Genomic DNA, 26335 nt, shown 5'->3' on the forward strand with positions numbered 1-26335 from the left:
CTTTTGCCTTATTGAAGGCTGAGAAAATGCAAAGTGGAAATGTGACGACGCCCTTTGGGCGGCGGCCGGTTGTGCTTGCTCTTGTAAAGAGGCAGCTCCAGACGTCCGAGACGAAACCAAGCCGCCCGGTTGAAAAATGGAAGGTGTTTCGCGACGCCTGTGAAGCACGTCAGCGACTTGGGCTGCAGGACAGGGCACTGACTGTACTCGACGCCCTGCTGACGTTCTATCCGGGGAGCGAACTCAACAGCGAGAATGGGTTGGTCGTCTTCCCATCCAATGCCCAACTCTCGGTCAGAGCGCACGGCATCACTGGAACGACCTTGCGGCGCCATTTGGCTGCCCTGGTCGAAGCCGGACTCATCCAGCGCAAAGATAGTCCGAACGGCAAGCGCTACGCTCACCGGGACAAGGGTGGCGATATTGAGCAGGCCTTTGGGTTCGATCTTTCGCCACTTTTGGCTCGCGCTGCGGAACTGGCAATCCTGGCACAGGAAGTCGCTGCGGAACGCCTGCAGTTCAGGCGAGCCAAAGAGGCACTGACGATCTGCCGGCGTGATGTGCGCAAGCTGATTTCAGCAGCGATGGAGGAGGGGGCCGACGGCGACTGGGAAGCCATTGAAGGCATGTATGTCGGCATTGTCAGCCGACTTCCCCGCAATTCTGACCGTCACCAGGTGGAGGCAATCCTCGACGAGATGCAGCTTTTGCGCACCGAAATCCTCAACCTTCTGGAAAATCAGCTGAATTCTCAAAATATGGATGGCAATGCTGTTCAAAATGGCTGCCACATACAGAATTCAAAACCCGACTCCATCAATGAACTTGAACCTAGCTCTAGAGAAGAGCAGGGCGGAGCCGTCGAGCTGGAAGTAGCACCCAAAGCAGTTGCTCAGCCGTTTGCAAAGCCGGAACAGATGAAGGCGTTCCCGCTGTCGATGGTCCTGAAAGCCTGCCCGCAGATTTCCGACTATGGGCCCGGGGGCGCAATTTCGCACTGGCGCGAACTGATGGGGGCCGCGGTGGTGGTTCGATCAATGCTTGGCGTCAGCCCGTCGGCTTACCAGGAGGCGTGCGAGGTTATGGGTCCTGAGAACGCGGCGGTTGCTATGGCCGCAATCTTGGAGAGGGCAGGGCATATCAACTCGGCAGGTGGATATCTCCGCGATCTCACGCGCCGAGCGAGGGTAGGGGAGTTTGGGCTGGGACCAATGCTAATGTCGCTGATGCGTGCAAATGCGAACAGCGACCGGAAAACGGGGTGAGGGGGAGTGCCGACGTACCAAGTTGTGAGCTCGATCGAATAGACCACAGGGACGAGGGAGGGCGCGTTCTTAAATGGCCATCACTTGACGGCCGTTTTCTGTTCTTCAATCGTCTGTCGGGGTTTCGACCTTGGATGATTTACGACCTGGTGGCCGGCCAGGGGGACGGCCTTTCCTGCTCACTCTCGCCGCTTTTCTAGCCAGTCGTTGTCGTTCAGCCTCAGCTTGTGCTTCGGCCTCCGCTTCCGCTTTCTGCCGAGCTTCAAGGACATCCTTAGGCGTCAGTTGGCCAACTATACCGATCAAACTGCGTATGGTGTCGTGCGGGAGGTCATGAATGAGTCTGAAGAGTTCAACCCGATCGTCGGCCTCTTCAGGATTTTTTCCGTAGAGATGAGGTGCAGCGGCATGAATCATCTGCATCGGCAGGAACCCGAGGAGCTCGGAAAGGTGGATCATTCGAGAGACGGTCAGTCGCGAAATGTTCAGTTCATAGCGGCTATAGACCACTCGTGCGAGACCTGCCAAGGTCGCAAAATCGCTCTGGGTCAGACCAGTTTTCGCGCGTTCGTCCAAGAGGAATGCGGAAAGTTTTGCGTCAATCTCGCCGAAGCTGACTATGCCGTCGAATCCCTCCTTGCGGTACAGGGGTCTCTGGAAATCTGGATCTGTGGTCTCAACCAGTTCCCTCGATTTGATATAGTCGGATAGATTCCGCACCGTAGGCATTCCCTCAGTCCCCAAATCCGCCTGTGGCAGATATCACGCACCATATCGTGCCATTAAGGCACTGTCATCCTTCGCACCAGTTACAAAACCCTCACAAAATTGGGGGGAATGACGTCGGCATGGATCTCTTGGATGCGAAATGCGCAACTCAGAGGCGCGTTGTCCGTCAGGCTTAAGATTGACCGCGCGTATTCCTGTTCACCGCTTTCGCAGCAATCAGATTCCAGCCGTGGGGATTAGATTGAAAGACGCCTTCGAGGGTCCTCTCTTCGGTGACCCAACTCAACTTCACGTGCATTTCGCATGCCAGGGAGAGCTGGTCGATGCTGATGCATCTTGTGATCCGGATCTCAGACCTTGGTCCGTATGCCTCGAAGTCCCACATTGCAAACCGGAACAGCTCACGTTTGGCGCGATCGTCCGTTGGCCAGTCTGTTTGCTTGAAAGGCTCCGGTGGAGCGGCGCCGAAACTGGGTAAAGTTCTCTTTATGGCATGAATATCGATCCCGACCTTCTCTGCCGCTTCAGGGTTGATCAAAAATCCAAGGGTTGTGCCTACCGCTATCCCGGCCAGGAATCGAAGGTCGAGGATCAATAACCATTATCCTTCAGGAACTGGTCGATCGCGGCCTTGACGATTACCGTCATTTTCAAATCGTTGTCAGAGGCTGCTCGCTCCAGACGCTTCTTGGTGTCGTAATCAAGGGGGCAGTTGACGAAGTGTTTGCTCTCCCGCGCTTTGTTCTGTTTGAGCTCCTGCAGTCGTATTCTGGACGCCTCACGCTCCAACGATTTGCTCGTCGCTCTTTCCCGGCGAGCCTCCGGTGATGGCAGGATTAAACTCGACCTTTGTGGCACCTGAACGTCAGGGACCTTAGCGGGAGCTTGTTCTAAAGCGACCTGGTCCAGATGATCGCTGGGCACCACATTTTCTGCTTCATGGTCTATAACCGGTTGCGACATTGGATTGGGCACATTCCCCCGCGACCGTCGCGGTGCAACGGGAAAATCAGATATACTAGAAGTCCCTTTAGCCATTTTGCGCCCTCTTTTGCTCGTTTGGCAGGAAACGTTCAATTTCTTGCATCATGGCCATAACCTCACTCCGGGCCTTTTTGACCGAGTCGCTGAGCTCCAGCATTTGCAGTGTCCCATATCCGAGCCTGATGTCGCGATACGGGTTTCGTTCATAAAGCTCGGTGTCGAGGAGGTGTGAATCATATCCCTGCTCCTGCAGGTTTGCGATGAAGGGGCGGATTAGGCGGTAAGCTTCCAGTGAGCGGCCGGGAAGAGTGATCCGGGTCCTGAAGTTGAGGTGAGGAATGTTTCGTCCGGTCCGATCGCAGGCGTCAGCTACGTCCATTGCGGCCTGGCCAGCTGCAAGGATCTCGTCCTGATTTGGTTGGATCGGCGTCATAACGATGTGCGAGCCGGCGATGATCGTGTCTCGTAGCACTGTGTCTTGACCGGGTGAGTCGATTAACACGACGTCAAACCCGGCGGTTTCGTTCTCCAGAATATGCTGCAGTGATGCGTTGGTTACCGCCGTGCGAAGCTCAATGCCGTCTGGCCTGTTGTCTTTCGCCTCGGAGCGGGACCACCACTCATTTAGGTTTTGTCGTCCGTCCGCATCAATCAAAAGCACTTGCTTACCATGAAGCGCATATTCCCCAGCGATCAGGATAACGGCGGTTGTCTTCCCCGCGCCGCCCTTGCCGCTTACCAGCGATATGCAGATTGCCATTTCACGATCCACTTCCAGTCTAACAGTGCACCCCGCCCCCTAGCAGTCCAACGAGTGCTCAATCGGTAAAGCCATATCGTCGTTAAGATCATAACATCGATGCGAAACTAACATGTGAATGCACGCAGGTTAAGATCAAAACCACCGTGTGAACACACGGTAATATGCCGTTACTAAACCACACGAGTTAGTCGTGTGGTTTAGTCGAGTGCTCCGGTCGAGTGGTGAACCCCGGAGCCGCGTAAGGCCTCAATTGGCGCTCGCACGGAGGGTGCCAAGGGCGAAGAGCGAAGCGTCCCTTGTCACCTCGAGTACGAGGGACAGACAAAGGCCTTCGAGAGCGGTTTTGGCGGTGAACCCTGGTGAGCGTTCCAACGGAAACAACGCGACGCGAAGCGGAGCCAGTCAAGAAGTGGAATTAGATTGAAAGTAGGGTATAGTGCTTTATGTTGAGAGTGGCAGGATACGTAAAAATGTTTTACATTTTGCATTTCGATCGTGGGACGTGCCCACGATGAGGGTCGCTAGGCTCCGAAAAGGCTTGATTGATTGATGAACGAAGACACGATCGAAGTACCGTCAGCCAAGCAACGCAAGGGGCGTCTCATCAACGTCCGCGTCAGCGATGCTGAGCATTCGGCTATCGAAGAAGCGGCCAAGTCGGCCGGTATGAGTGTGTCTGCTTTTTTCCGTTCGCTGCTCCTCGAGGGTGCTGGCGTTCGCCCAATTCTGACGGCAGAAGACAGGTTGATCATGGCAGCACTTCTCGAAGACATGCGTATGATCGGCATCAATTTGAACCAGGTCGCGCGCTCGCTGAATGCGGGCAAGGGTGTCCACCCTTCCGAACTGGACATCAATCTTGGCAATGTCCAGCGGATACAGGCGGCTGTCATGAGCGAGCTCCGGACACTTTCGTGCCGCGCCGGCCATGAGCGCCGAGGCGAGGTGTAGGCCGTGGAGTTCTTCTTTGGCACTTTCACAAGCGAGTGGGAGCAGAGACGCGCGGCGCTATTGCACGAAATGACGCTTGGCGGCCGTGGGAGCGCCGTAGAAGAAGAGCTTGAGAAGAGACTGAAAAATCTCCAGCACCAGGTTGGAATGTCAAAAGGCGGATCCGGAGCCAGGGGAAGCGGGGGGACTTCGGCATTCAACGCGTCATCCCCTTCGAGGTCGGTGGCTGCCGGTTCGGGTGCTGCGCGATCGATGGAAGTTCGTCTTGCGAGCGTTGCCAAAGGGAGCCAGCCAGCCGTGGTTAAACTGGCGTCCTACGGTGGTGGTGCCCGTGTCGGTTCGATGCTCAACTATGTTTCCAGAGGCGGGGAGCTGAAGGTTGAAAATGAGAACGGCGAGACGTTGCGTGGCCGTGAGGAGTTGGCGCGTCTGCGTGGTGATTGGGATCACCTTTTCCAGAACAGGACCGAGAGCCGCGATATCGGCGCGTTCAGCGTCGAGGTGAGCTTGTCCGGCGGCTCGGACCGGCATGAGCAGGTGCGGGAGATTCTTAAGCGTGGCTTTGGTGATCGGCGCTACGCTTACTCTGTCGAAACCCAGAATGACGGATCGCTGAAGATTGAGGGCTACGTTGTGTTGCGCAGCGGGCAGGGCGAGCGACTGACGGCGGACGCAAAGGCAGCCGCCATCGTTCAGGAGCGTTTTAACGCCAGCGCCGTTGCAAAAGAGGCCCCAGCGGCGTTCTCGTTCAAAGGCTACGGCAACGGCGTGGAATACGGCGCTGCCAAGGTGCGAGACCTGATCGCGCAGCGCAACGACGTTCGGGACGATCAGGGTCGCTCGATTGCCGATGACAAGGCTGCAGGCGATCTCGTGCAGAAGGAATGGCGGGATGAGCTGCACAGCCGCAAGAGCCGTGACGTGATGCACGTGATCATGTCGGCGCGTGCCGGAACGGATGCAGTTGCGTTTGAAGGAGCTGTTCGCGACTTCCTGGCAGCACAGTTTGCGGGCCATCGTTATGTCTTCTCCCTGCACGATCCGGAGAACGATCCGAAGGAAGCCGCTGAGGGGGGCAAGCGACCGCATGTTCATGCCCATGCCATCGTGACGATGCGATCGGAATCGGGCGACCGGATCGAGACGACTCCGGCCACCTTCCGGCAATGGCGGGAGGTCATGGCCGAGAAGGCGCGTGACCACGGCATCAATATGGAAATGACCGATCGCCGCGAGTTCGCTACGCCGCCAGCCTTTACGCGAAATCAGGTTCGCGCCGTCAAACATAACGGTCGTACCGAGCATGTAGGCACCAGCGAGCCGGCACAGGCGCGATATGACGCAAAGCGAGCTGATCGGCGCGTGGTGGCGACGAGCCAGAGGAGCCGCCAGTACATTCTAAAAGCTCAGGAGACCTGGCAGAAGATTGCAGTCAACGCCGGCGACACAGTGGTTGCGGCCTACGCCGCACAGCATCGCTCCTATCTGGAAAACGGCCTTGCCCAGGTGGGTCATTCGGCTGCTGGTGCAGTCATTCATGCAGATTTCGGCCGTGATTACCGCTCCAATATGGTAGCAATCAGAGACATGTTGTCGGAGGCAAAGGACATGCGCGAGCAAACACGCCCAGAGTTCGAAGCGTACGAAAAGACGGTTGAAACGGCTCTGTTCAACCTTCAGCGCAGCGCTGGTCCAGAGGACCGGTCAGGCTTCGAAGAAGTTTCCTCCCTCGCTCGCGAGATCGTCGATCTGCGCAGGCAGATGCTCGAAATGAAGGAGCGAGGGCTTGATGAGCAGGATGGGCGAAACGCTGCTGGCGACGTCTCCAAAGAAAGTGGTGCCGCGCCGGAAAGAACGGCATCTGAGGTGCAAGAGCAGATGAATGCAAACCACCAGTGGGAGGCAGCTGTTGCCAAGCATGGAGAGGCTGTCGTTGGGGTAGGTCGCGATGCGATGGCAAATGTGGAACACTATCGCTCCGGCCTCGCCCATGTCGAAACCGGCGAGCTCGGAGACGAAAACCGAGAGCTGTATGAGAAGGGGCTTGAGGACTCGCTACATCATGCAGCTCAACTCGCCGCTTCCGGAAACGGCTATCTCCGGGATGTTGCCAATGAGGATCCGGAACTGCGCGCGGAGATCGAGACCATTGAACGCAATAAAGAGCGTGGGGACGAAAATAAGTCAAACAAGCAGCCGGTAACTGCGGACACTGCCGACGATCGCCAACGCGATCTCAGGGTGGATCTGGAAGAAGAACGTCCGATCGGACAAGCGGAGCGTGAGGCTCACCAGCTCGCCGAGACGGTGGACGCTACTCAGAGGCAGCAGAAAAGTGTAAACAGAGACAGGGAAGCGGCCCAGCGGGGCGGCGAGACCACTCGGACTGATCCCGCGCAACAGCACATTCCTCGTCTCGAGGAGTTGGAGCGTGAACAGGTTGAACAGAGGGAGCGTAATCGGGACGACCGTGATCGCTAAAGTGTCATGCAGGACGGTAACCAGAACACCTACCTGGTGGAAGTAAACGACCCCAAGTCTGCCGACATCGTCGGCAAGATGATGGTGTGGGGCATGGTCTCCGTTGGGATCCTCGCGATCCTGATCAAGGTCTACGGGACCGTGATCGGCTGGTATCATGCTTCAGCGGCTTGGCTAACAGAGGCGGGTCAGTACGCAGCGAGCTTCTGGCCCTTCTGACCCTGGATTAGCGGCCGGCCTGTTCAATGATTGGATCAGGAACGGTCGCCGCGAATAGCTCTTCCAAGCTTTTCCTTTTGCGCGGTGATTTCCCCTCTGCCTCCCGATCTACCACCTCCTTGAGGCGGCTAACTCGATCATTGTGCGCTTTCTCAATTTCGTCCTCTGAGATAGGCATCGCGCGCTTTTCGGGAGCGGGCGCAGCTGCTTGTGTAGGTTCCGCGGTGCCACCGGCGCTGGCCTTCTTGATGGTCAGTGCAGAGGGGTTCACGACGCGAGGGGGTGGGGTGGAGGCTGGTTGCTCCTTCGGAGTTTCCTTCTGGGCTGGCGCCTGCGGTGCATCAGCTCTGGCCTCGGTTGCAGGCTTTATCGCTTCCGCTTCTTCAGTCTGTTCCTGGCCTGCATTGGCATAGGCCGGCGTGGTTGCTGGAACGGGTTTGGGTGGCAGGTAATCGACAGTCGGCACGGTCGGTATGTGCGTCTGCGAATAGGCTTCGGCCTCCTTGAAGGGCTGCGTCTTAAAGAAGCGCAGCTTTTCCCCGAAGATCGGCCGCTGACCTTCCACCAACAAGATCATCTTGTTCTCGGGCATCTGACGCACTTCCTGCGGCATCATCAGGTCCCGATCGCGAATTTGCTCAACCTTTGTTCGGCGCGGGAGGCCCATAAGCTCGATGGTGCGCGATTCAGACTGATAACGGATGGTTCTCTTGCCAAGCGCCCGGGAGGCGTACTCAGCCGTGGCCTGGTCATTGGCACCAAGAATGAGCTGATAACCGCAGTTGCCAAGAAGCGAATGTCGGGACGTCTCACCATAGATCTCATCCAGGTTCTTCAGGTCCTGGATGATGAAGGCGAGCTTGATCTTATAGCCGGCCACATAGGGCAGCTTCGTCATGATCTCGTCCATGCGCTTCAGCTGGCGAAACTCATCCAGCAGGAAATAGACCGGCACGGAGTTGGGATCATGCTCAAGGGTGAGTATGTCCATTACCTGTTGAACGAATAGCGTCAGCAGCGGCCTAAGAAGCGTGATGTCGGTGATGTTCGGGGCAAGGTAGATCGTGATGGGGCGACGCTTCATGGATCGAAGGTCCATGTCGGTCATGTTCGTTGCGGCCACAACGCGTTCGTTCTTGAAGGGCCTCATCGCCTTCTGGATGTCAAGCAGTGCCGAGGCCGCGGCCCTATCCGAGAGAGACAGGTATGAGTTGAAGCTCTCCATCGTGAACTTCGACAGATATGGCTCCTTGTCCTTGATGTACTTCATCAAGGCCTGCAGATCGGTCCCGCTGTTGAAGAAGGAGTTGATCTCGCCGAGGTTCCTGCGCCCTTTGTAGAAGGGGCTTTCGAGAACATAGCTGATGGCGCCGGCGAGAACCTGTTGAGCCGTGGCCTGCCAAACTGAATTCTCGGATTCGGTGTTTTCCGGCACAAGAATGCTGGCGATATTTTGAATGTCGGTCGTGCGATTACCTCGCTCCGGACGAACGAAATCCAAGGGATTGTAGCTGTTGGTCGTCTCGGAACCCGGCGCAAACAAGAAGACCTGGCTGCCGTTGCGCTTCCGATAGCCGGCGGTTGCCTTGTAGACCTCGCCCTTCAGATCCGTGACGATCATAGAGCCTTCGTGCATGAGAGCGTTAGGGATGACGTAGCCCGCGCCCTTACCGGATCGCGTCGGGCCAATAATGAGGTGGTGGCGATCGTCATACGCGCGGAGGACGTTGCTCCCGATACGGCCGAATATGTGACCTCGTCTGCCGAACCACTTCCCGCGCCGAAGGGTTGGAAGGTCCTGAAAGGCCGCATCCCCCAATGGATTGCTGGTAGGTTTGAGCCCAAGGTAAGCAATAAGGCCTGATACGAGCAGCGCCGGGACTACGGAGCCGAGCGCGACCTTTTGAAGGGAAGGGGAGGAGCTATAGGCCCAGAACTGCTGAATTGGCGCGAATGGGTTTGAGGTAATTGTCGCCTCGAGGATCCTACCGTCACCGTAGAAGAGCTGAAGCCCCGCCCCGTACGCCAGCATCCAGACTGCAAATGCGATCAACAGGCAGAAGAACAGATAGAAGGCCTGTAGACCTTTGCTCATGATGCATCCCGTGCGAAGTAGATTTCGGAAACCCCGCGCTTGCCGCCTTCCCGCCTGAGCTGGATCACGATCGGAATGACCATTTGGATGTAGGACATCAGATCGTGCTTTGAGTAGCCGGCGGACATGCCGGACTGCTGCATCATCATGGCAAGCTGCTCGTACGCGCCGAGCGGCGTATCGGCGTGAACTGTTGACATGCTGCCTGGATGGCCGGTGTTGATGGCACGAAGGAAGGAAAAGGCCTCAGCTCCACGAATTTCGCCAACAAAGAGGCGATCCGGCCGCATTCGAAGCGCCGATTCAAGGAGGTTCTGAATCGTCACGTTTGCGGTGCCTTGCCCACCCTTGGAGGCGATCAGGTGGACCGCGTTCTTCTGTGGTGGGAATAGCTCTCGAGTGTCTTCAAGCGTCAGGATCCGCTCATTCAGGTCTACAGAGTTCAGGCACGCATTCAGAAACGTGGTTTTTCCCGACGACGTGCCGCCACTGATCAGGATCGAAACCCGCTTCGTGATGGCCGTGTGGATGAAGTCGTAGATCTTCTCCGCGCGTAGATAGGCGATCAGCTCCCGATCCACGTCGCTTAGGCCCCCGACAGCAACCGAGACTTTGTCGAGAGAGCCGTTGTCACGGTAGTCCTGCAGAGAGAAATTCTGCACAACCTGCTTACGGATCGTGATCGACCCACCGTCAGGTGCTGCGGGCGGCAAGACAACCTGGATACGTTCGCCGGTCGGCAGTGCTGCGCTAAGGATCGGATTAGCGGCGTTGAGGAACTGCTTTGTTGCTGCGGCAACCCGCTCGCCAATGTTCTCGATCTCGCGTGCCGTCAGAGCATCGATTTCATGATGCTCCATGTGATCAGCACCGAAGCGCTCAACATAGACCTGGCCCGGCCGGTTCACTGCAATCTCAACCACCTTCGGGTCATCGAGAAATTGCCTGATGGGCTCCAAAGACCGGTTCAGGAAATAGTGGGGATCATGAGCCGTCGTGTTACCTACCATAACGTTCACGTTTGATCTCCTTCATCGCTTCCGTGACAGGATCGTCGTACATGGCGCTGAAATCGAGGTCCTGGCGAACATACACGAAGATCCGCTCGCCTTGAGGTACGCTGATCGTTGGCGGGATCCTCAGATTTTCGGCCAGGACCGTGTTCGCCATGTCGCTGAAGGTTTGCGCGATCGTCTCGCGCGCCAATTCTGCGCCTCTTTCGGCGTCATCGTTTCCGGAGCTGGAGTCGCTACCGTATCCGGTGAGATAGCTTGCGCCACCCCCGACAATAGATAGCAGGATCGATGCACCAAAGCGCTCACGGAACTTGTTGTCGACATGACCAGTCAGACCCGATCGACCGAGGCTGTCCGTTCCGATGGAATTCAGGCGCACCGACACGCCGTCATCGCGGATGAGCCTCGTCCACACGACAAAGACCCGCTTCTGCCCCCGCGTAACTTCGGACTGATATTCCCCGATCAACCGTGTACCTGTCGGGATCAGCACACGCCGGCCATCGAAGGAGTAGACATCCTTGGATGTGATGGCCCGGACCTGCCCCGGAAGGTCGCTGACGATCGCCGTTTCCAAGATGCCGGGGATCAGCGTGCCCTCCGGAATCATCGCGTCGATCCGCTCAATCTTTCGCGCCTTCGCGGAACGGTCCCCGATCGCGCTCGCTGACGACAGGTATTGGCTGTTGCGATCCTCGCCAGCGACGGTCAAAGGCGTGCCGCTGTTCGAGCCATCCAGCGAACCATTCGCGGCGCCGCCTAAGTTCTGGTCAAGCGCAATTAGCTTCGACCGAAACCGCTCCGGAAATACCTCTTCGGCGGGCGGGGGAGCGCTTGCCGGTTGAGCTACCTCGGGCGGGGGAGGCACGTTAAATTCTGTAACGTCGACCGGCGGAGCTGGCGGCGGAGGCGGTGGAGGCGGGAGTTCTAAAACCGGCTGTTCTGGTGGTGGGGGAGTGGGCTCCCCATCGCGCACAAAGCCAGGCGGCCGAAAAGTCGTTGTCCGAAATTCCTCTTCACTTTGCGGGCTCTCAGGCGGGTTTTCGCCGGACGTGGCCAGCACCAGGTACGCGGCGAAGACACCAGCGAGCAACAGAGCGGCCATGCCGACCGTCTGATTGCGCTTCACGTTGCGATTGCTGATTTCGGCCTCGTCGGCCGCCGCCATAGCGTCGAGTTCAGGGCTGCGCTTCATGAGTTGCCGCTCCTCCTGCGTTTGCTGGCATCAGGATCCTGTTTCGGAGCCATGATGTCAGGGTCAGGTGCTGCAAAGTCCGGCTTGCGGAGGTTGAAAATGCACGTCCACTGGTTTCCGTCCCGGAGCGTGTATTGCGTCGCTACGCCGTCAACGACGATGTATTCGCCTTCCTTGCGGAAGTTTCGCAGGGTCTCGGAGAAGTCGGATTGGACGGCAAAAATGGCCGGCACAGTCCCTCGGCCGAACTTGAAAAAGGTCTTCTTGCCGTCATCGAACACCATTGTCGGCTTCAGTGCCGCGTCGCCCGAGAAAGAGTAGTCAATATTGACGTTCGCTTTGTCGATGCTCGAAATGTTCGGGTTGGCCGCCCGAAACTCAGCCTCCTTCCGCAGAGACTCGTTCAGGTTCTTCTCCGGATAAACGAACCGAATGCCGAAGACCTTTTTCCCTGCTTGCGGTGCATAGTCATTGAGCTCAAGGAAGTAGATCCTTTTTGAGGTCACCACGTTCATGTTTGTGGAGACGTCCTTGGCTATTGGCTTGACGAAAAGGATGTTGCCCTTTTCGGACGGGGCAACCTGCCAACTGTCGGTGTCGCCAAGCGAAATCGTCTCAAACTTCTCATCTTCGTCGAAGATGATCATCGTTGAGATGCCGTAGGTCGCAGATACCTTCACGACGTTGTTCGGCTGATAGACGACACTGGTCACACGCGCATCCAGACTGCCAGGGCGGGGCTGTTGCGCCGCATAGGCTTGGACCATCGTGAGAGCGGCGATCGACGCCGCCAGTAGGAAGCCATATTTCACTGCTGACCTCCCGAGGTCACCGTTTCCTGATCACGGCGGTAGTCATAAACCTGGAAGCCCAACGGATTTTCGAAGCGCCATTCGTTGCGCTCAGGCGTATCCGTGTAGCGATAGCGAACGATAGAGATGAAGTGGCGCGTGATGACATCTGAAGCAGAGCGCTCATGCGTCGAGAACCGGACGAGCGCCGTTGTCGTGTTGGGGAAGGTGACAGACTTTATGTCGACGGTGATCGACTTATTTTTGCCGAGCCGGCGAGCTGGATTGTCAGGGTTCGCGGCACTCCATTGGGCCTGGAGGTCGCGCGCTGCGTCGCCGGTGGAGAGCAAAGCTGCAATTCCAAAGTTCTGCTCGATGGCAAAAGGATCATAGCCCTCGCGGGATCGAATGTAACGGACGACATTCGCCTGAGTGACTGCCTGCTGATCGGTGATGTTCGATGTTCGGGTCAGCCCTGTCTTGACCTCAATATAGCCAGTGTTCTTGTCGACCTCGACAATGTACGGCTCGAAGCTTTTGAGGGGCACGAGCATTACCAATGCGGAGAGCGACAGGATCGTGATGCCGCCGAAGATCAGCGTAATCAGCCAAGCGAACGCCTTGGACCGTTTGGCCTTTTTGACGATCTCTTGTTCCCAACGGTCCCCATCCTGAAAATAGCTCCGGAGAGCATCGTTATTCTCTGCCATGTATCCTAGCCCTTAATTCCCGCCACCAGTTGCCTAGTTGGGCAGACTGTTGTTGGTAATTCTGTTCTGCATCGCTTCTGCTGCACCGGCGTTTTGGATGTTTTCCCTCATGCCGGCATGGGTTCTGGCGCGTGCGGCCATTCCTAATTCTCCAGCCCTCCCGGCTACAGAACGTGTCGCGGTCAAAGCTCGTGCCGGCAGTGCAACACCGGTCGCGTAGCCAACCGATCGAGCGATCTGCCCAACGCCCGTTGCCACACCCCCGGTAATTCCCTGGGCGAGCGTTTGAATGTTGAAGAGGACAAAAGCGCCAGCCGCACAGATCAGGACAAAAGCCGAGATATCGTCTAGCTGGATCTCGTTCGCGGATGCTGCCGCTGCGACCTTCTGCAGTTCAGCGTCCATGGTCGTGATGAGAAAGGCGGCGACGACATACACAAAGAGCGGAATGATCGCGTACGTCAAAACCTGCTGGAACCAAGCCATTCCGTATTGGCGTGTGGAATCAAACAATAGGCAGGCGATAAAAATCGGTGCGGTGCCAAGCAGCACCCACATCATCACCTTCGCAAGCACGAGGATGGCAAGCGCAACGGCAATGAATAGCCCAACCGCCAGCATGATCAGGAACCCGACGAGGCCCGGGAGAATGGCGAAGTAGCCTGACTGCTCCGCGAATGCTGCTGCTGCCTCATTCGCCGTCTCCCAAATCATAGATAGGCCGTCTGTTGGCTCAGTTATCCCGGTACTGCTAGCTGTCAGGAGCGCCCGCCCCACGTCTTCCGGCGTGTTGTTCAGCCAGTCGTAAAAGAAGAGTTGGAAATTGCCCCACTGATCAATGAAGGCGACTATAATCATCATTCGCACGACCCGGCCGACGATCTCGCCGACGCTCACTCGCGCGGTCCCCAGGACGAGTTGAAGTCCGTAATAGGCGACGTAGGCAATTAGCATGATCGTCAGCAAGGGCATGATCTCGTCGCCAACGACCTCATAAGCCCGCTCCGAGAAATTCCGCCCTGCATCTTCAAGAGCCTCAAGCAGGCCGCCTAGAAAGTTCATGGGGTCACTGCTCTCCGCTTCCAGCGAAAGCGTCGATCGCCGCCAGCGCTTCCGATGGGTTGCCGTTCACGCTGGTCATTGGGCCACATTCCTGTCGCGGATCCTCGGCGTAGGATGTGAGGTTCGCGGGCCTCTTGCATGGTGCGGTCTTCTCTTTCGGGGCGCCGGCGCAGCCGGTTACGCCGGCAGCAACCAGGACGGAGAGGAGCACAAAGCCTTTCACTCGGAATGTCTTAGTCACCGTAGGTCAGCGCCTTCTTGGTATTGGAGATGTCGACAAGGCGGCGCTGGTTTTGAGCCTGCAGGGAGCCGACGGCACCATTCATCACGCCAATCATCTCGTTGATTGTCAGGCCTGTTTGAACCTGCAGCTGCGTGTTCTGATCGATGGACCCCTTGATGTCCTGAGCCTGACCGATCTGCTGGCCTGCCTGCTGAAACGCTTGTGTTCGCGACTGAACGGCTTGTTGCGAGCCGGTGACTAGGGCGGCAACTCCAAAGACGGTCTTCATCATTTCTTCGTAGGACTTGTCGCCCGAGAACGTGCTGTCTGCCTTGCCAGACAAGTTCTTCACGAGCTGGAGACCGTTGATGAAGGTGGTGGCAATCTGGCCGATGTCACCGCCCATGCTGCCGAAGTTCGGGACACCGCCCTGCATGAGGCTGTCGAGTGACGGCATCTGAGAAACGCTGAACCCTTGACCAACGGCGAGGTTCTGCATGGGATTGGAAACGCTCCCGCGATCCCCTGTGACGGCTTTAAGTGTCTCTTCTACCGTCGTCAGAACTTGCCTGTTCGTGTCCAGGATCCGATCAGTCGTCTGAGAAGTTTCTGTCGCGATCTTCAGGTTGGCGCTGTCGATCACCGGAACTTGTGCATGCGCGGTAGACGCCATCGCTAGCGAAAACGCAGTCAGAAATGCTCTTCTCATGGCCGTTCTCCTTGTCATTCGGCGCTCAACATCAGCTTCATGTCAGCCTCTGGTTCGAGTTTTCGAACGCAGACCTGTTCCTCCGGATTCCACTCAAGCTGCAGTTCCTTGTCGCAGAGGTCAGCTACCTCGCGATCCTCTTCCTTCTCATCTCGCTTGTAGTCGCTGGATCGCGAAGACCCCGAGAGCCCCCCCAGATCGAGCGCATTCTGAGAATTCATAAGCTCGGCCATCGTTGTTCCGAGGCGGATGACCTGGTTCATCATCTCAAGGTTCGCATTACGGGCGCCGGAATTGTGGTCCCAGCTGTCTTGGATCGTGCCGCTTTCCATCTGGCCGAGTTGCTGAAGCCATGACGCGACGTTCCCGCTGTTTTCGGAAATCGACTGGCTGGTCGCCATCGAGTTGATGGTCGCGTCTCTCGCACCTGAAAAGCCCGACGTGCCTCCTCCGAAATTTTCGGGGATGTTCGACACATCGGAGCCTCCGAACTGGGGCATCCACTTCCCTTTGATCGCGGCTACATACCCCTGCGTCTCCTTGAACGGAGGGATGCCGCCATACTTTCGAACGTTGCCTGGCCCCGCGTTGTATGCGGCGAGCGCAAGGTTGGTATTGCCGTTGAAGGTACGGAGCTGCTGCTTCAGGTAGCGCGCGCCGCCGCGAAGGTTATCCTCGATATCGTGAGGATTGACGCCAAGATCCTTGGCTGTGCCCGGCATCAGCTGCGACAAGCCCATAGCGCCGACCGGCGACTTTGCGCAGGGATTGAACCGGCTCTCCTGGTAGACGAGAGACATGAAGAGGGTTTCGTCTACCCCTTCCTCACGCGCCACGCGCTTCACAAGCCCGACAATCTCTGGATTTGCTTGTGCTGCCGAGGGGGCATCACCTCCGCGCCCCGGCCGGTACATCGAGCAGGTGACGCTCTTGCTAACCGTATGTCGGCGCTTGTCTGTTTCCTCGATCTGCTCAGTTGTGCCGTTGCGTTCCGCGTCGGTCGCAGTGTGAGCCTTATCGGTAACAGGAACCTGCGAGGAGGCGGGTAGCGCTGTTCCCCATGCAAAGGCTGCCATAAGCAGCCTCAGAGTCGGACTGTTCCTCATTCGGCCTTCTCCCATCCGCAGAATTTCGCCAACCAGTTTTCGGGTTCGTCTCCGTACTGTTCGCGAAGTGCGGCGCACTCCTCGATCGTCTCCTTGCGCCCTGAAAGCACCTTCACGAGATCCGGCATTGTCGACAGATCGAGGCGCGCGATGACAGAGTCATTGCCGTGCTTGATCAGGAAGGTTCTCTTTTCGGGAGGCGTGTTCTTGATGAACTTGAATTCCTTCACCGTCAGGCCGAAGCGCTTGATGTAGCTCTCTTCGTCAGCCCGTGGGTTCGGGAAGTGGATGTTGGTGGCCGACTGCTCAATGAGCGTATGCGAGGCTTTAGATTTGGTGATGTCAGCGGCCGATTGCGTACCAAAGCCCACAATGCCATTGAGCTTGCGGATCGTCTTCATCTTATCGACGATGAAAGCGCTGAACGTGTCGTCCATCAGCAGCTGCCAGCCTTCATCCATGAAGAACATGACGGGGTTGCCGTCCAGCAGCTCGTCCAAGCGATGGTAAAGGTACATCAGCGCAGGGGTTCTTAGCTCCTCGTTTCCGAGGATGTTGGTCATATCGAAGCCAAAGACGCTGTGACCCGAGAAGGACAGGACGTCATGGGGCGCGTTAAACAGCCAGGCTTTCTCGCCTTCGATCCAAGGGCGAAGCCGCGAATATAGATCGTTGGCATCGGCTTTAGACCGGCCCATCAAGAGGCCGGCAAGATTGGGGAGGCTCCGCTGAGCTGCCGGCTCCTGCATGATCCGGACGATCGCCTTTTCCAAGGTGTCCTCGTCCTCTTGTGTGAAGTCGGTGCGACGTTCACCGCTCAGCATGGCCTTGAGCAGGCGAACCAGAAACTCCCGGTTCTCGCCGGTGTTTTCTAGTTGCAGCGGGTTAAAGCCCGTGGGAGTTCCCGGAGACAGAACCTCATAGGCTCCGCCAATCGCCCTTACAAAGATCTCAGCCCCCCGGTCCTTGTCGAAGAACACGGCTCGAGGCGTGGGTGAAACCCGCATCGCTTGCGCCAGCAGGAAGGTCAGACCCACGGTCTTGCCGGATCCTGTCGGACCAGTCACCGTGAAATGGCCGATATCCCGACGATGGAAGTTGAACCAGTAGGGGGTTTGCGAGGTCGTTTCCAGAATGGTGATCGGCAGGCCCCAATGGGTGCGATCCGCTTGTCCGGTCGCGAAATTATGCATCGAGGAGAGGCCCGAAAAGTTGGCGCTCGACAGCATGGCGATGCGGGATATGTAAGAGCGGTTGCCCGGCAACTGCCCCCAGAACGCGGCTTCCAGATTCAAATCTTCCCGGAGCCAGTTGATATTCATATCGGTGAGGCACGCGCCAAGTTCAGAGACGCAGCGGCTCAGGCTTTCGAGATCCCTTGAAATGCACAGAAGCGAAAAATGATGGAAGCCGAATACAGCCTCCTGATTGAGGAGGCTGTTCAAAGCATAATCGATGTCGGATTCGACAGAGCTACCCGCTTCGTCGGAGGCCTTGATTTGTCGTTGAAGGCGGCTGATCCGCTCTTGTGCGATCGGCTTGTCTGCAAGGGTGAAAGACTGTGTCAGGATGAACTCATGGTTCACCTGCAGCAACCCGTCCAACATGCCGGGACCAGTGAATGGAGGGTATTCCTTGATCGATAGAAGGGCGGCATAGCGGCTATCTTCTTCCACCGCCGCTTGTGCCTGCATCGTCCGCTTTGAAAAATGCAGCCGTGAAGTGCCGACGTAGTTGCGGATACCCATGCGCGGAAGCCGCATCTTTCGCGGCACACCGCAAGTCAGGATCGTGTTGAAGAACTCGCAGGGCTCAGAATACGGATCGCCCTTGCCCTCTTCTCCATCGATGTCCTTCTTCGCGGTATCGTCGGATTTCTTGCGATAAGTGATGCCAAGCGGCTTAGCGCCGTACTTGTGCAACTCCTTCACGATGTTCCCAACCAACTCTTCGAGGTCCGTCACATCTTCACGGGTTGCTTGAGCCCTGGCCTCTTTGTTCGAGCGTTCAAATATCCGCTTCAGGGAGTCCCCGAGGCCCAGCGCCCCTTTCATGCCCGAACGCACGATCGTGAGGTAGATTTCGTTCGTGAACATCCGCTTCTTGCGGAGCTGGTCCATGTAGCGATCGTTAAGGATCTCGCAGAAGGATGAATCGAACGAACCGCCGATTTCGGTCTCGACTTCACGCCGGATTACGGTCGACCAAAGGGAATAGCGGCTTGAACCGAGGGCCCGGATCATCGTGTTCTGGACGACAGAACGCATGTTCAGCTCGGCCTGGTCCTCCGTCTGGAAGAACAGGCCATTGAGCTTGATGACGCTGATCAGGGTTCCATTCTCGAGCCCGATGACCGTGTCAGACACGTGCCGCATGTAGGGGATGTGAACGGACATAGGCCGCTCGTTGCCGGCGACCTTCCCAAACCCAAGCTCTTCCTTGACGACTTTCAGCATCTACTATGGTCCGTATGAGTTGGTGCCCCAAAAGCGCTTGTTGGGCGTCCTTGGCGTCTTGCGGGATGTGACCTGCAGGACGTCGAGAATCTTGCTGTCCCAGGCACAAAGCGAGAAAAGGACAAGGTAGGCGGCTGGCGCGATCAGCAGTGCCGCCAGATGGTTCGTCACCAGCCACCCAATGATGGTCACGCCGATGATCAGGACGACCGCCATGTAGGGCACGCCCCATAGCGTCGGAGAACGGGTCAAGCCGATCACCAACGGCGTCAAAGCTGGCTTCTCGTCCTGAAAATCGCTCATCAGCCGCCGCCTACCGACGAAATCATCTGGTCAACGATGGCAGGGGCGCCGAACACGAGACCGATGCCAATGACGACGGCTCCAGCCGTGAACCACGAGAGCCTGCCGGCAAAGGCAAGGAAGCCGAGGCCAATCACGGCGATGATTGCCATCAGACGTCCGAAGGGGCCGGTGATGAAGTCAACGATCATCTGCACGGCTGTCTGAAGGGGGGCGAATGCACCGCCGCCGCCACCGCTTGCCTGTGCAAGCGCTTGATCAGCACCTGCAACTTGCAGGGCTGCCACCAAGCCAATGACGGCTACTGCCTTCAATGCCCCGGAATGCCGGGAAACGACATGTCTCATAGTTCTCTCCTTAAAAGTGCATCACGCCGCCGACGAATTTGCCGGTCTTCTCCACAGCGATGACTCCGGCATCGCTGGTGTTCTTTGCCGCCATGTCACGGACGATTCCGGCCGCCTTCCGTTTGCCCGTTGGCATCGGTAGGCCAAGCTGGAAATTCACGACCTTTGCGACATAGCCGACGGTTTCTGGGAACGGGGGGACGCCGCCATACTCGTAGATGCGCCCCTCGCCGCTGTTGTACGCAGCCGCAACGAGAAGCGGGTTCTGGAACTCATCGAGGAGGAAGCGCAGATACTTCACCCCGCCCTCGATGTTCTGGGCAGGGTCGCAGATATCCTGAACCCCGAAGCGAGCCGCGGTTGCCGGGATAAGCTGCATTGGTCCGCGTGCGCCTTTCGGTGAATTGCGGATCTCATCGAAGCGGCTTTCGGCCCAGGCAATCGCAACCGCGAAGCCCTCATCGACGCTGTATCGACGCGCGGTAGATGCAACCAGCGCTTTAATCTCGTCGGGTGACAGGGGCGACGGCCCGCACTCTTCAACGAGAGTTCCTGCCCCTAGATTTTCGGGGGTATCAATAGATGTAGTGTCTAGAGTTGGAGTTTGGACAGGATCAATGCGGCCTGTGGCGCGCGCTGAGACATCAAAATACGCGCTGACAGCCGCATCAATATGATGCCCTTTGGCACCCGCGTCGTTCGGCGCTGTTACGCCAAAATATTCGGCTCCGCCCTTCGTGACAACACCGTTTGCACCAAGGACGAATTCCTTCTCTGATGTCTCGCCACCGCTCCAGCGATCTTCGAAGTTTGTGACAAGAGATTCCTCTTTGATTGTCAAAGAACCGTTGTAATCGCTGGAATTACGCCCTGATGTGGCTAGGTCTTGTGACGCAGCTGCATTGGCAGCGAGCAGCACGGATAATGCTGCGCTAGTCAGGGTTCGCGGGCCTAGATACCCTGCACAGACAGTGTTTTTATCCATCGCACCCGCCCGTCAAACGGTGTTGTGATCGCCACGAAAACCGACTAGAGTTAATTCACGCATGATACCGATTTGATGCACTCTTACAAGTTTTCTGATCGGTGTTAAACCCTATTTTGCAGGGTCAACAATCGGACTCAGGGTGGTTAGGGCTAGATTATGAAACAGGCCATCATTCCCGCGCTTCTAAGTTGCGCATTGGCAACACAAGCGCTTGCCGCTCCTGCGGTGAGCAAGGACTACATCAGGTCGCTGGCGGCGCCGGGCAAGACGGTTCTTGTCGTCGAGTATTACGACGGGACCGGGAAAGTCGCTGACCGCAAAGGTTACGCCACGGCCAATGGCTTCAAAGCTATCTCGGCGACTGAGTTTCGCGTCGACGAATCGACAACGTTGCATCTGTATGGCGTTCAGCCTTGCAGCGGCGATCTGGTCAATCGCGCCGAGGACTATTCCGGGACTTGCGAGGAGTTTGGCACGCAGCAGCTGCAAACGATGCTGCAAAGCCCCAAGGTCCTGTTCTGCAGGGCCTTCATCAGTGAGCAGACTGCCCCCGTTCAGGATGTCACTTGCTACGGCTACTACAACTATCCTGGAGCAATGGACACGGTTGATAATCTTGAGGAGCAGCTTCTGTCGTTGGGAGCGGTTCGTCTCACGAAGAAGACCGATGGCTCATTCGAACGTCCGGATCTCGCGGAAGCTCAGGAGATCGGGCAGAAGGGCTCCTTCGGGATGTGGGCCGATCCTCGGGTGAAGGCGCAATGAGACTTGCTGCTGGACTCGTCGCGGCTCTGCTGCCGTTTGCGGCCAATGCCGCACCTGAAGGGTACTTCGATCTTACTGCAGGCATCACCTTGGAAACGGGGGACACCTGGATCTCTGACGGAGAGCGGTTTCGTCTCTATGGCATACAGTCTTGCTTGCGCGGCACTGCCTACACGGATGGTCAGGGCAATAGACAAGACTGCGGTGAGGCATCGCTTGCGATGTTGGCGGCCTATATCAAGGATACCAAACCGATATGTGCGCCCGTGGCGAAGCTTAATGGCATTTCATATGTCGTTTGTTACGCCACGGTTGGCAGTCAACGTCTCGACCTCGCGCAGGTCATGGTGACGAGCGGCTATGCATTCGCCGCCTTGAAGACAGACGGTCTCCCTTATCATGCCCCGTACGCAATAGCCGAGCAGCTCGCTCAGCAAAAGAAGGCCGGCCTTTGGCAATTCTCCGACGTTCAGCATCCTTCTATCCTGCTTAGTCGTGAGGCGAACCAGCGATCGAGGAGCGCCCAGCCATGAGAAGCCCCCTTATCATTGCTATCGCCGCAAGTTCTTTGGCTCTGCCGGCGTTCGCAGCCGATCCTATCTATCAGAACTGGCACGCCCTACGCGGTCAGGCTGCGCCTCCCGTTGCTGCTGCTGTTCGGTTGCCGACATTCAAAGGCCCTGTGACCGTTCTCGACGGCCGCACGCTGTGGTTCGGCACGCTTGGAAATGGCTATAAAGTAAGGTTGGCTGGCATCGACACCTGCGAGCTTCCCCAATGGGCTTTGAACCCAAAGTGGATCAACCGGGACAAGCAACAAGCTCCAACCCCTGTCCCTTGCGGTCCCTTCGCCAAGGCTTGGCTGAAGAGGACTGTCGGAAACAGGCCCACGACTTGCGTCGGTTTGGCCTACGCGAACGATGGCATACCCGTCGCACAATGCACGACTAACGGTGTGGATCTCGCCGCAGAAATGCTGCGCGTCGGTTGGGCTCGTCTCGATTCCCCTTACATCAACGCCCAGTATTACGCCTATCAGACCAACGCTATGGCCGCCCGGTATGGGATGTGGGGGACCTACGTCTTGGACATGAACGAATGGCGCCGCAAAGCCGTCGACAAGACGCTAGATCGGCATCCGATTGCCGACTTCAATCTACTGGCCGAGCGGAAAAGCGAGATCTCTCCTCCTTTTGCTGATGCGCGAAACAAGCCGAAGAGGACAGACCGATAGTTGCCAGACCTCGCACATATTGCGACCTCTCTTCCAAAGGATTCCTTGGCTGGCTTGCTGCTTGCCATCTCCCTCTCCATCGCCCTGATTATTCCCGCGCAAAAACTCTGGTGGATCCACGCGCCGCTCGCGATCTCCCTTCTCATTCTGTCGCTGGCCTTCCACGACAAGCGCCATTTGTCGTTCGACGGCTACCTGGTCGGGCTCTTCGCCTTCGCCGCCATTTCTCGGGATATCCCCAACCAGCCACTGCTCTATCGCATCGGTATTTCCTGGTTTGCGTGCTTCGCCTTGATCTCGGCCGTCATCTACGCTGCAGGCGAACGCATCCAACACAGGACTCCGCTCGCAAGACTTTTTTCCGAGCCGGCAATTTCAGCAGCATTGATCAAGAGGGACACCTGATATGAAACCAGTGATTTTTGCCGTAGCCGGTCTCGCGGCTCTTGCCATGTCTCAAGCATCTGCCAAGGCCGAGGATGCCTCATGGGGTTGCCAGATTCTCTTGTGCGCAGCCTCACAAAGCCCGTCCTGGCATGGCGTCCCCTACTGCGTTCCCCCGATGAAAAGGCTCATATCAGCTATGGCGAAGTCCGGCTTCTCCTGGCCGATCTGCCATGAAGCAAAAGCCGGAAAACCCGGCTTCGAACCTTACGAGGAATGCCCTGCCGGCATGATCGCCGTTTCCTCCCGCACCGATGGGGATCGGTCGTTCTTGGGCCGAGACGACAAGGATCAGTGCACGAAGACCGTCAACCAGTGCAGCAACCGTGCCGCCTTCCGCACTCAATTTGGTGACAAGCGCGAAAACGAGCGCAAGGGTGTTACGATCCGGCAGATCAACCAGAACAACGACAATGATGTTTTCAACCGAGACAATGGCTGCATGGTGCAGATCACTCAGCCCCGCCCTCGCCGCGCCGATCCTTATTATTTCGACATTCCGAACGATAAGGGCGTCAAGCAGCGTGCTTGGTTCAACCTGAATGACTGAGTGGATGACATGAACAGCAACATTCTCATCGTAGCAGCAGCCGGTATCGGCATTCTCGCCGGTGCAGGAGGCACCTATCTTATCATGCCGGAGCCGGAGCCAGTTGTTCGGGCCCCTACTGATGCAGAGATCGCGGCCCTTATCGCAGCCAATCCCTCCCTAATTCCCGAGCCTCCGGCTCCTGTGCTTGAGATACCGACAGAAGAGGAAGCCCTAGCCGCATACCGCAAGGCTTATGCCCGCAACCCTCTGAGGACCGGCCGCGGTGAAGCCGATGTAACCCTTGCCTTGGGAGAGTGTGACGAGAACGCCAGCGGTCCAGGCGTATCATGCGTTGCGGCCATCAAGAGGAATCCAAACGCAGCTCCTCTCGCCCGTGTCATTGGATTTGCCAAGTCTGCATCCGGCGAGTGGGTTGCCACCAACTACTGATTACGGCCAGATGCCCGTTGCTCGTCAATGCCCCGGCAGTGAGATGGAGCCTGACAGAAGAAGTTCCATTCCTCAGGGTCTAGGCTTCCCTTGGAGGCAATCAGATACCCTGCCACGTACAGCAGCTTCTGATCTCTCTCACCTGGATCTGACGGCGCGTGCCTGATGATATCCATACGTGCCTTCGCTTCTTGATCCATGTCAGCGTTGCCCTCGCCGTTGATGGCCGCCAGGTAGGCGGTTCGGTGACGTTCGACCTTCACGGACAATGGCTCGTTGGGTTGCAGCTCAAGCTTTTCTGTCATCTTTCCCTCTCCACAAGCGCAAGCGATCACTCCTTGACCTCCCGAAATCGAAGGGAGGGCAGGAGCCCCGCTCCTGCTCCCGAGCTCGTGCGGAACAGCTGGAGAGAGGGGGACAAGCGCTATACCGGAGGGGGATCACCCACCCGGAGGGCCGAGACGGATTTCAGGGAAATGCGGCCGGTGCTGCAGGCCGCAGGCCGAAGCATGGGGAGACCGGTTTAATGCTTGTGGGGGAGAGAGGGCAGAGCGCCTTTCCCCCCCTCAGTGCTTCGTGCCAAGTCGCATTTCGGCCGAAACCGATCATCGACGGTCGATTGGCGCAGCTTTGCCCCCTCAGCTCCGTCGCTCACGTTCGACATGGGAGCTCCCTGAATGTCTTCATTTGGATTGCTCATGGGGGGATGCCGTCCGGCGGTGGCGTTTAGCGCGTTGCGTTCTGCCGTTTTACGAATTTGAACCGAAGCTCGCTGGATGATCGCGAACCACTTGATGCTTATCAAGCGGCAAGCGTTCTCTTGGGGTTAGTGTGCTGCCTGTGGAGGACAAGACAATGCGTTCAGGCCCAAAATTGAGTTTCCATGGTGCTGCTGGCACGGTGACAGGATCCTGCTTCAGTCTCGAGGTAAATGGTCGGCACATACTCGTGGATTGCGGGATGTTCCAGGGCTCCAAGAGCGAGAAGCAACTGAACTACAGGGCTTTCCCTTTCGATCCTCGCCAGATTGACGCTGTCATCCTGACCCATGCCCATATCGATCATTCGGGCCTTTTGCCGAAGCTCGTGAAGCATGGTTATGCCGGACCGATCTATGCAACGCGTGGCACGGTTGATCTGTGCAGCGTGATGTTGCCGGATTCGGCCCATATTCAGGAATTCGAGGTGGAGCAACTCAACCGCCGGAACCGGCGGCGCGCCCGCGAGGTCGTCGAACCGATCTACACAGCCGAAGATGCCGAGGCGACGCTTACCCAGTTCAGACCACTGTCATTGCGTCAGTGGCAGTATTTGGGTGACAGTATTCGCATCCGCTTCTGGAATGCTGGACATCTGCTTGGATCGGCCTCTGTGGAGATCGAGATTAGCGGTGAGGCGCCAGTCCGGCTTCTGTTTTCCGGTGATCTCGGACCCGCCTTCAAACTGCTCCAGGCTGATCCGGAAGCGCCTCAGGGCTGGGACTACGTGGTGTGCGAGAGCACCTATGGCGACCGGGACCGCATCGACACGACCGACGAGATGCGCAGACGGATCTTGCAGGATGAGGTAAACGCCGCCGCGCGGCATCAGAACGGGGCTCTGATCATTCCCTCCTTCGCCGTCGAGAGAACCCAGGAACTTCTCGCCGATCTCGCCTTCCTGATGGAGCAAGGGAAAATCCCCGAATGCCCCGTCATCATCGACTCTCCGCTGGCAATAAGGGCGACTGAGATCTTCAAGGCCCATTCCGGCGAATTGGACAATGGCGACCTGTTGGAGCGCGCGATCCGCTCGCGCTTCGTACGCTTCACCGAAAGCGTCGAGCAATCCAAGGCGCTGGACTTCGTGAAGGGTTTTCATGTCGTGATCGCAGCGAGTGGCATGTGCGAGGCAGGACGCATCCGCCACAGGCTGAAAAATTGGCTGTGGCGGGAGGAGGGGACGGTGCTGCTCGTCGGCTTCCAGGCTGCGGGAACGCTCGGGCGCATACTCCAGGACGGTGCGGCGACCGTGAAGATCCAGGGCGACGAGATCGCCGTAAGGGCGAGGATCCGTTCGATCGATGTCTACAGCGGTCATGCCGATGGTGGCGAGCTGGCGGACTGGCTCTCAGCCCGAAAGCCGATCCGCCACGCAGTTTTCCTGGTGCATGGTGAAGATCGGGCACTGGCTGCCATGAAGGCAAGGGTTGCCGCCGTCATTGGCGAGGAACGGATATTCATCCCCCACATCGACTCGGCCTTTCGGCTCGAAGCCGATGGCCCCGTCGACATCTCGACCTTCCTGCCGCCGCCTCGCATGGATCCGGCGCAGGCGGGTCATCGTGACTGGAACAACGACTATCAGGGCCTGATCCAAGATCTCCAGGCCGAGCTTCGCATGGCCGCAGACGACAAGGCCCGCCGCGCCATCGTCCGCAAGATCAGGCGCGCCCTTGAGACCTGAGGCCGGTGCGAGCGGAGACGCCGCCTCAGGCCGGGCGTAATCCTGACCCGTTCAGTGAGCCTGCGGCAGAGC

Annotated in this window: 29 protein-coding genes; 11 read left to right on the plus strand and 18 right to left on the minus strand. The window is 57.5% G+C overall.

What is annotated here, in order from left to right:
• The first annotated feature begins 26 nt into the window (after nt 1-26).
• Nucleotides 27-1265 carry a plasmid replication protein RepC gene (gene repC / locus F3H41_RS20640; protein WP_149740639.1) on the plus strand — a complete coding sequence of 413 codons (1239 nt, stop codon included), beginning with the start codon at nt 27-29 and terminating at the stop codon, nt 1263-1265.
• A 105-nt stretch (nt 1266-1370) separates the two neighbouring features.
• Here the strand turns inward: repC and F3H41_RS20645 are convergent, their stop codons facing one another.
• The 4 genes from F3H41_RS20645 to F3H41_RS20660 form a co-directional block, all read right to left on the minus strand.
• Nucleotides 1371-1994, minus strand: coding sequence for a helix-turn-helix transcriptional regulator (locus tag F3H41_RS20645; RefSeq protein WP_149740641.1), 624 nt, complete (start codon nt 1992-1994; stop codon nt 1371-1373).
• 172 nt (nt 1995-2166) lie between these two features.
• The gene (locus F3H41_RS20650) at nt 2167-2589 is read right to left on the minus strand and encodes a hypothetical protein (RefSeq protein WP_149740642.1); all 423 of its coding nucleotides are present in this window, start codon (nt 2587-2589) and stop codon (nt 2167-2169) included.
• Entirely contained in the window at nt 2586-2957 is a 372-nt protein-coding gene (locus F3H41_RS21655) for a hypothetical protein (protein ID WP_244616301.1), read from the minus strand. The genes F3H41_RS20650 and F3H41_RS21655 overlap by 4 nt, the downstream gene beginning before the upstream one ends.
• 67 nt (nt 2958-3024) lie before the next feature.
• Nucleotides 3025-3738 carry a ParA family protein gene (locus tag F3H41_RS20660; RefSeq protein WP_149740644.1) on the minus strand — a complete coding sequence of 238 codons (714 nt, stop codon included), beginning with the start codon at nt 3736-3738 and terminating at the stop codon, nt 3025-3027.
• 552 nt (nt 3739-4290) lie between these two features.
• Between F3H41_RS20660 and F3H41_RS20665 the strand changes: the two genes are divergently transcribed.
• From F3H41_RS20665 to F3H41_RS20675, 3 genes are read left to right on the plus strand one after another with little or no spacing between them, the layout of a single operon-like run.
• Nucleotides 4291-4692 (plus strand): DUF6290 family protein, encoded by a 402-nt coding sequence (locus F3H41_RS20665; protein ID WP_149740645.1) that lies wholly within the window; start codon nt 4291-4293, stop codon nt 4690-4692.
• Nucleotides 4693-4695: 3 nt separating this feature from the next.
• On the plus strand, nt 4696-7173 hold the full coding sequence (locus F3H41_RS20670; RefSeq protein ID WP_149740647.1) for a conjugal transfer protein TraA: 2478 nt from the start codon (nt 4696-4698) through the stop codon (nt 7171-7173).
• Between the two features lie 6 nt (nt 7174-7179).
• Complete coding sequence (locus F3H41_RS20675) at nt 7180-7392, plus strand: hypothetical protein (protein ID WP_113380122.1); 213 nt, start codon at nt 7180-7182, stop codon at nt 7390-7392.
• 7 nt (nt 7393-7399) lie between these two features.
• On the opposite strand, the gene F3H41_RS20680 is transcribed toward F3H41_RS20675, so the two are convergent.
• Genes F3H41_RS20680 through F3H41_RS20740 form a run of 13 tightly spaced genes read right to left on the minus strand, consistent with a single transcriptional unit; the run spans nt 7400 to nt 20390 of the window.
• On the minus strand, nt 7400-9487 hold the full coding sequence (locus tag F3H41_RS20680; protein ID WP_149740648.1) for a type IV secretory system conjugative DNA transfer family protein: 2088 nt from the start codon (nt 9485-9487) through the stop codon (nt 7400-7402).
• The gene (virB11, locus tag F3H41_RS20685; protein ID WP_149740650.1) at nt 9484-10506 is read right to left on the minus strand and encodes a P-type DNA transfer ATPase VirB11; all 1023 of its coding nucleotides are present in this window, start codon (nt 10504-10506) and stop codon (nt 9484-9486) included. The genes F3H41_RS20680 and virB11 overlap by 4 nt, the downstream gene beginning before the upstream one ends.
• Complete coding sequence (gene virB10, locus F3H41_RS20690; RefSeq protein ID WP_149740651.1) at nt 10487-11698, minus strand: type IV secretion system protein VirB10; 1212 nt, start codon at nt 11696-11698, stop codon at nt 10487-10489. Before virB10 ends, virB11 begins: the two co-directional genes overlap by 20 nt.
• Nucleotides 11695-12510: a P-type conjugative transfer protein VirB9 gene (gene virB9, locus F3H41_RS20695; protein WP_149740653.1), complete on the minus strand. Its 816-nt coding sequence runs from the start codon at nt 12508-12510 to the stop codon at nt 11695-11697. Before virB9 ends, virB10 begins: the two co-directional genes overlap by 4 nt.
• Entirely contained in the window at nt 12507-13199 is a 693-nt protein-coding gene (locus tag F3H41_RS20700) for a type IV secretion system protein (protein ID WP_149740654.1), read from the minus strand. The genes virB9 and F3H41_RS20700 overlap by 4 nt, the downstream gene beginning before the upstream one ends.
• A gap of 33 nt (nt 13200-13232) precedes the next feature.
• Nucleotides 13233-14261 (minus strand): type IV secretion system protein, encoded by a 1029-nt coding sequence (locus tag F3H41_RS20705; RefSeq protein WP_149740655.1) that lies wholly within the window; start codon nt 14259-14261, stop codon nt 13233-13235.
• 4 nt (nt 14262-14265) lie between these two features.
• Entirely contained in the window at nt 14266-14502 is a 237-nt protein-coding gene (locus tag F3H41_RS21660; protein WP_149740656.1) for a hypothetical protein, read from the minus strand.
• On the minus strand, nt 14495-15193 hold the full coding sequence (locus tag F3H41_RS20715) for a type IV secretion system protein (RefSeq protein WP_149740657.1): 699 nt from the start codon (nt 15191-15193) through the stop codon (nt 14495-14497). The genes F3H41_RS21660 and F3H41_RS20715 overlap by 8 nt, the downstream gene beginning before the upstream one ends.
• 14 nt (nt 15194-15207) lie before the next feature.
• Complete coding sequence (locus tag F3H41_RS20720; protein ID WP_149740658.1) at nt 15208-16299, minus strand: lytic transglycosylase domain-containing protein; 1092 nt, start codon at nt 16297-16299, stop codon at nt 15208-15210.
• The gene (locus F3H41_RS20725) at nt 16296-18755 is read right to left on the minus strand and encodes a VirB4 family type IV secretion/conjugal transfer ATPase (protein WP_149740659.1); all 2460 of its coding nucleotides are present in this window, start codon (nt 18753-18755) and stop codon (nt 16296-16298) included. The genes F3H41_RS20720 and F3H41_RS20725 overlap by 4 nt, the downstream gene beginning before the upstream one ends.
• Before the next feature lie 3 nt (nt 18756-18758).
• Nucleotides 18759-19058: a VirB3 family type IV secretion system protein gene (locus tag F3H41_RS20730; protein ID WP_081950740.1), complete on the minus strand. Its 300-nt coding sequence runs from the start codon at nt 19056-19058 to the stop codon at nt 18759-18761.
• Complete coding sequence (locus F3H41_RS20735) at nt 19058-19405, minus strand: TrbC/VirB2 family protein (protein ID WP_112635882.1); 348 nt, start codon at nt 19403-19405, stop codon at nt 19058-19060. The genes F3H41_RS20730 and F3H41_RS20735 overlap by 1 nt, the downstream gene beginning before the upstream one ends.
• A gap of 10 nt (nt 19406-19415) precedes the next feature.
• Nucleotides 19416-20390, minus strand: a complete 975-nt coding sequence (locus F3H41_RS20740; RefSeq protein ID WP_149740660.1) for a lytic transglycosylase domain-containing protein — start codon at nt 20388-20390, stop codon at nt 19416-19418.
• Nucleotides 20391-20549: 159 nt separating this feature from the next.
• On the opposite strand from F3H41_RS20740, the gene F3H41_RS20745 reads away from it, so the two are divergent.
• Genes F3H41_RS20745 through F3H41_RS20770 form a run of 6 tightly spaced genes read left to right on the plus strand, consistent with a single transcriptional unit; the run spans nt 20550 to nt 23818 of the window.
• Complete coding sequence (locus tag F3H41_RS20745) at nt 20550-21158, plus strand: hypothetical protein (RefSeq protein WP_149740661.1); 609 nt, start codon at nt 20550-20552, stop codon at nt 21156-21158.
• Complete coding sequence (locus F3H41_RS20750) at nt 21155-21691, plus strand: thermonuclease family protein (RefSeq protein WP_149740662.1); 537 nt, start codon at nt 21155-21157, stop codon at nt 21689-21691. The genes F3H41_RS20745 and F3H41_RS20750 overlap by 4 nt, the downstream gene beginning before the upstream one ends.
• Nucleotides 21688-22392, plus strand: coding sequence for a thermonuclease family protein (locus F3H41_RS20755; protein ID WP_113380205.1), 705 nt, complete (start codon nt 21688-21690; stop codon nt 22390-22392). Before F3H41_RS20750 ends, F3H41_RS20755 begins: the two co-directional genes overlap by 4 nt.
• Before the next feature lie 54 nt (nt 22393-22446).
• On the plus strand, nt 22447-22797 hold the full coding sequence (locus F3H41_RS20760) for a hypothetical protein (RefSeq protein WP_244616302.1): 351 nt from the start codon (nt 22447-22449) through the stop codon (nt 22795-22797).
• Between the two features lies 1 nt (nt 22798).
• Entirely contained in the window at nt 22799-23386 is a 588-nt protein-coding gene (locus tag F3H41_RS20765) for a hypothetical protein (protein ID WP_149740664.1), read from the plus strand.
• Nucleotides 23387-23395: 9 nt separating this feature from the next.
• Complete coding sequence (locus F3H41_RS20770; RefSeq protein WP_149740665.1) at nt 23396-23818, plus strand: hypothetical protein; 423 nt, start codon at nt 23396-23398, stop codon at nt 23816-23818.
• On the opposite strand, the gene F3H41_RS20775 is transcribed toward F3H41_RS20770, so the two are convergent.
• Complete coding sequence (locus tag F3H41_RS20775; protein WP_149740666.1) at nt 23812-24123, minus strand: hypothetical protein; 312 nt, start codon at nt 24121-24123, stop codon at nt 23812-23814. The two genes, F3H41_RS20770 and F3H41_RS20775, sit on opposite strands and share 7 nt — an antisense overlap.
• A 550-nt stretch (nt 24124-24673) precedes the next feature.
• Here F3H41_RS20775 and F3H41_RS20780 point away from each other — a divergent pair.
• A complete protein-coding gene (locus F3H41_RS20780) occupies nt 24674-26263 on the plus strand; it encodes an MBL fold metallo-hydrolase (RefSeq protein ID WP_149740699.1) in 1590 nt (529 codons plus the stop codon).
• Nucleotides 26264-26335: the final 72 nt, after the last annotated feature.

The organism is Rhizobium sp. RU20A, assembly GCF_900155885.1.
Taxonomy (GTDB): Bacteria; Pseudomonadota; Alphaproteobacteria; order Rhizobiales; family Rhizobiaceae; genus RU20A.

Excerpts from the sequence above, each read along its gene's own strand:
- repC (WP_149740639.1), top strand. The coding sequence starts at position 27 with ATGCAAAGTGGAAATGTGACGACGCCCTTTGGGCGGCGGCCGGTTGTG.
- F3H41_RS20645 (WP_149740641.1), bottom strand. The coding sequence starts at position 1,994 with ATGCCTACGGTGCGGAATCTATCCGACTATATCAAATCGAGGGAACTG.
- F3H41_RS21655 (WP_244616301.1), bottom strand. The coding sequence starts at position 2,957 with ATGTCGCAACCGGTTATAGACCATGAAGCAGAAAATGTGGTGCCCAGC.
- F3H41_RS20660 (WP_149740644.1), bottom strand. The coding sequence starts at position 3,738 with ATGGCAATCTGCATATCGCTGGTAAGCGGCAAGGGCGGCGCGGGGAAG.
- F3H41_RS20665 (WP_149740645.1), top strand. The coding sequence starts at position 4,291 with ATGAACGAAGACACGATCGAAGTACCGTCAGCCAAGCAACGCAAGGGG.
- F3H41_RS20675 (WP_113380122.1), top strand. The coding sequence starts at position 7,180 with ATGCAGGACGGTAACCAGAACACCTACCTGGTGGAAGTAAACGACCCC.
- F3H41_RS20680 (WP_149740648.1), bottom strand. The coding sequence starts at position 9,487 with ATGAGCAAAGGTCTACAGGCCTTCTATCTGTTCTTCTGCCTGTTGATC.
- virB10 (WP_149740651.1), bottom strand. The coding sequence starts at position 11,698 with ATGAAGCGCAGCCCTGAACTCGACGCTATGGCGGCGGCCGACGAGGCC.
- F3H41_RS20700 (WP_149740654.1), bottom strand. The coding sequence starts at position 13,199 with ATGGCAGAGAATAACGATGCTCTCCGGAGCTATTTTCAGGATGGGGAC.
- F3H41_RS20705 (WP_149740655.1), bottom strand. The coding sequence starts at position 14,261 with ATGAACTTTCTAGGCGGCCTGCTTGAGGCTCTTGAAGATGCAGGGCGG.
- F3H41_RS20715 (WP_149740657.1), bottom strand. The coding sequence starts at position 15,193 with ATGAGAAGAGCATTTCTGACTGCGTTTTCGCTAGCGATGGCGTCTACC.
- F3H41_RS20720 (WP_149740658.1), bottom strand. The coding sequence starts at position 16,299 with ATGAGGAACAGTCCGACTCTGAGGCTGCTTATGGCAGCCTTTGCATGG.
- F3H41_RS20725 (WP_149740659.1), bottom strand. The coding sequence starts at position 18,755 with ATGCTGAAAGTCGTCAAGGAAGAGCTTGGGTTTGGGAAGGTCGCCGGC.
- F3H41_RS20730 (WP_081950740.1), bottom strand. The coding sequence starts at position 19,058 with ATGAGCGATTTTCAGGACGAGAAGCCAGCTTTGACGCCGTTGGTGATC.
- F3H41_RS20735 (WP_112635882.1), bottom strand. The coding sequence starts at position 19,405 with ATGAGACATGTCGTTTCCCGGCATTCCGGGGCATTGAAGGCAGTAGCC.
- F3H41_RS20740 (WP_149740660.1), bottom strand. The coding sequence starts at position 20,390 with ATGGATAAAAACACTGTCTGTGCAGGGTATCTAGGCCCGCGAACCCTG.
- F3H41_RS20745 (WP_149740661.1), top strand. The coding sequence starts at position 20,550 with ATGAAACAGGCCATCATTCCCGCGCTTCTAAGTTGCGCATTGGCAACA.
- F3H41_RS20750 (WP_149740662.1), top strand. The coding sequence starts at position 21,155 with ATGAGACTTGCTGCTGGACTCGTCGCGGCTCTGCTGCCGTTTGCGGCC.
- F3H41_RS20755 (WP_113380205.1), top strand. The coding sequence starts at position 21,688 with ATGAGAAGCCCCCTTATCATTGCTATCGCCGCAAGTTCTTTGGCTCTG.
- F3H41_RS20765 (WP_149740664.1), top strand. The coding sequence starts at position 22,799 with ATGAAACCAGTGATTTTTGCCGTAGCCGGTCTCGCGGCTCTTGCCATG.
- F3H41_RS20770 (WP_149740665.1), top strand. The coding sequence starts at position 23,396 with ATGAACAGCAACATTCTCATCGTAGCAGCAGCCGGTATCGGCATTCTC.
- F3H41_RS20775 (WP_149740666.1), bottom strand. The coding sequence starts at position 24,123 with ATGACAGAAAAGCTTGAGCTGCAACCCAACGAGCCATTGTCCGTGAAG.
- F3H41_RS20780 (WP_149740699.1), top strand. The coding sequence starts at position 24,674 with ATGCGTTCAGGCCCAAAATTGAGTTTCCATGGTGCTGCTGGCACGGTG.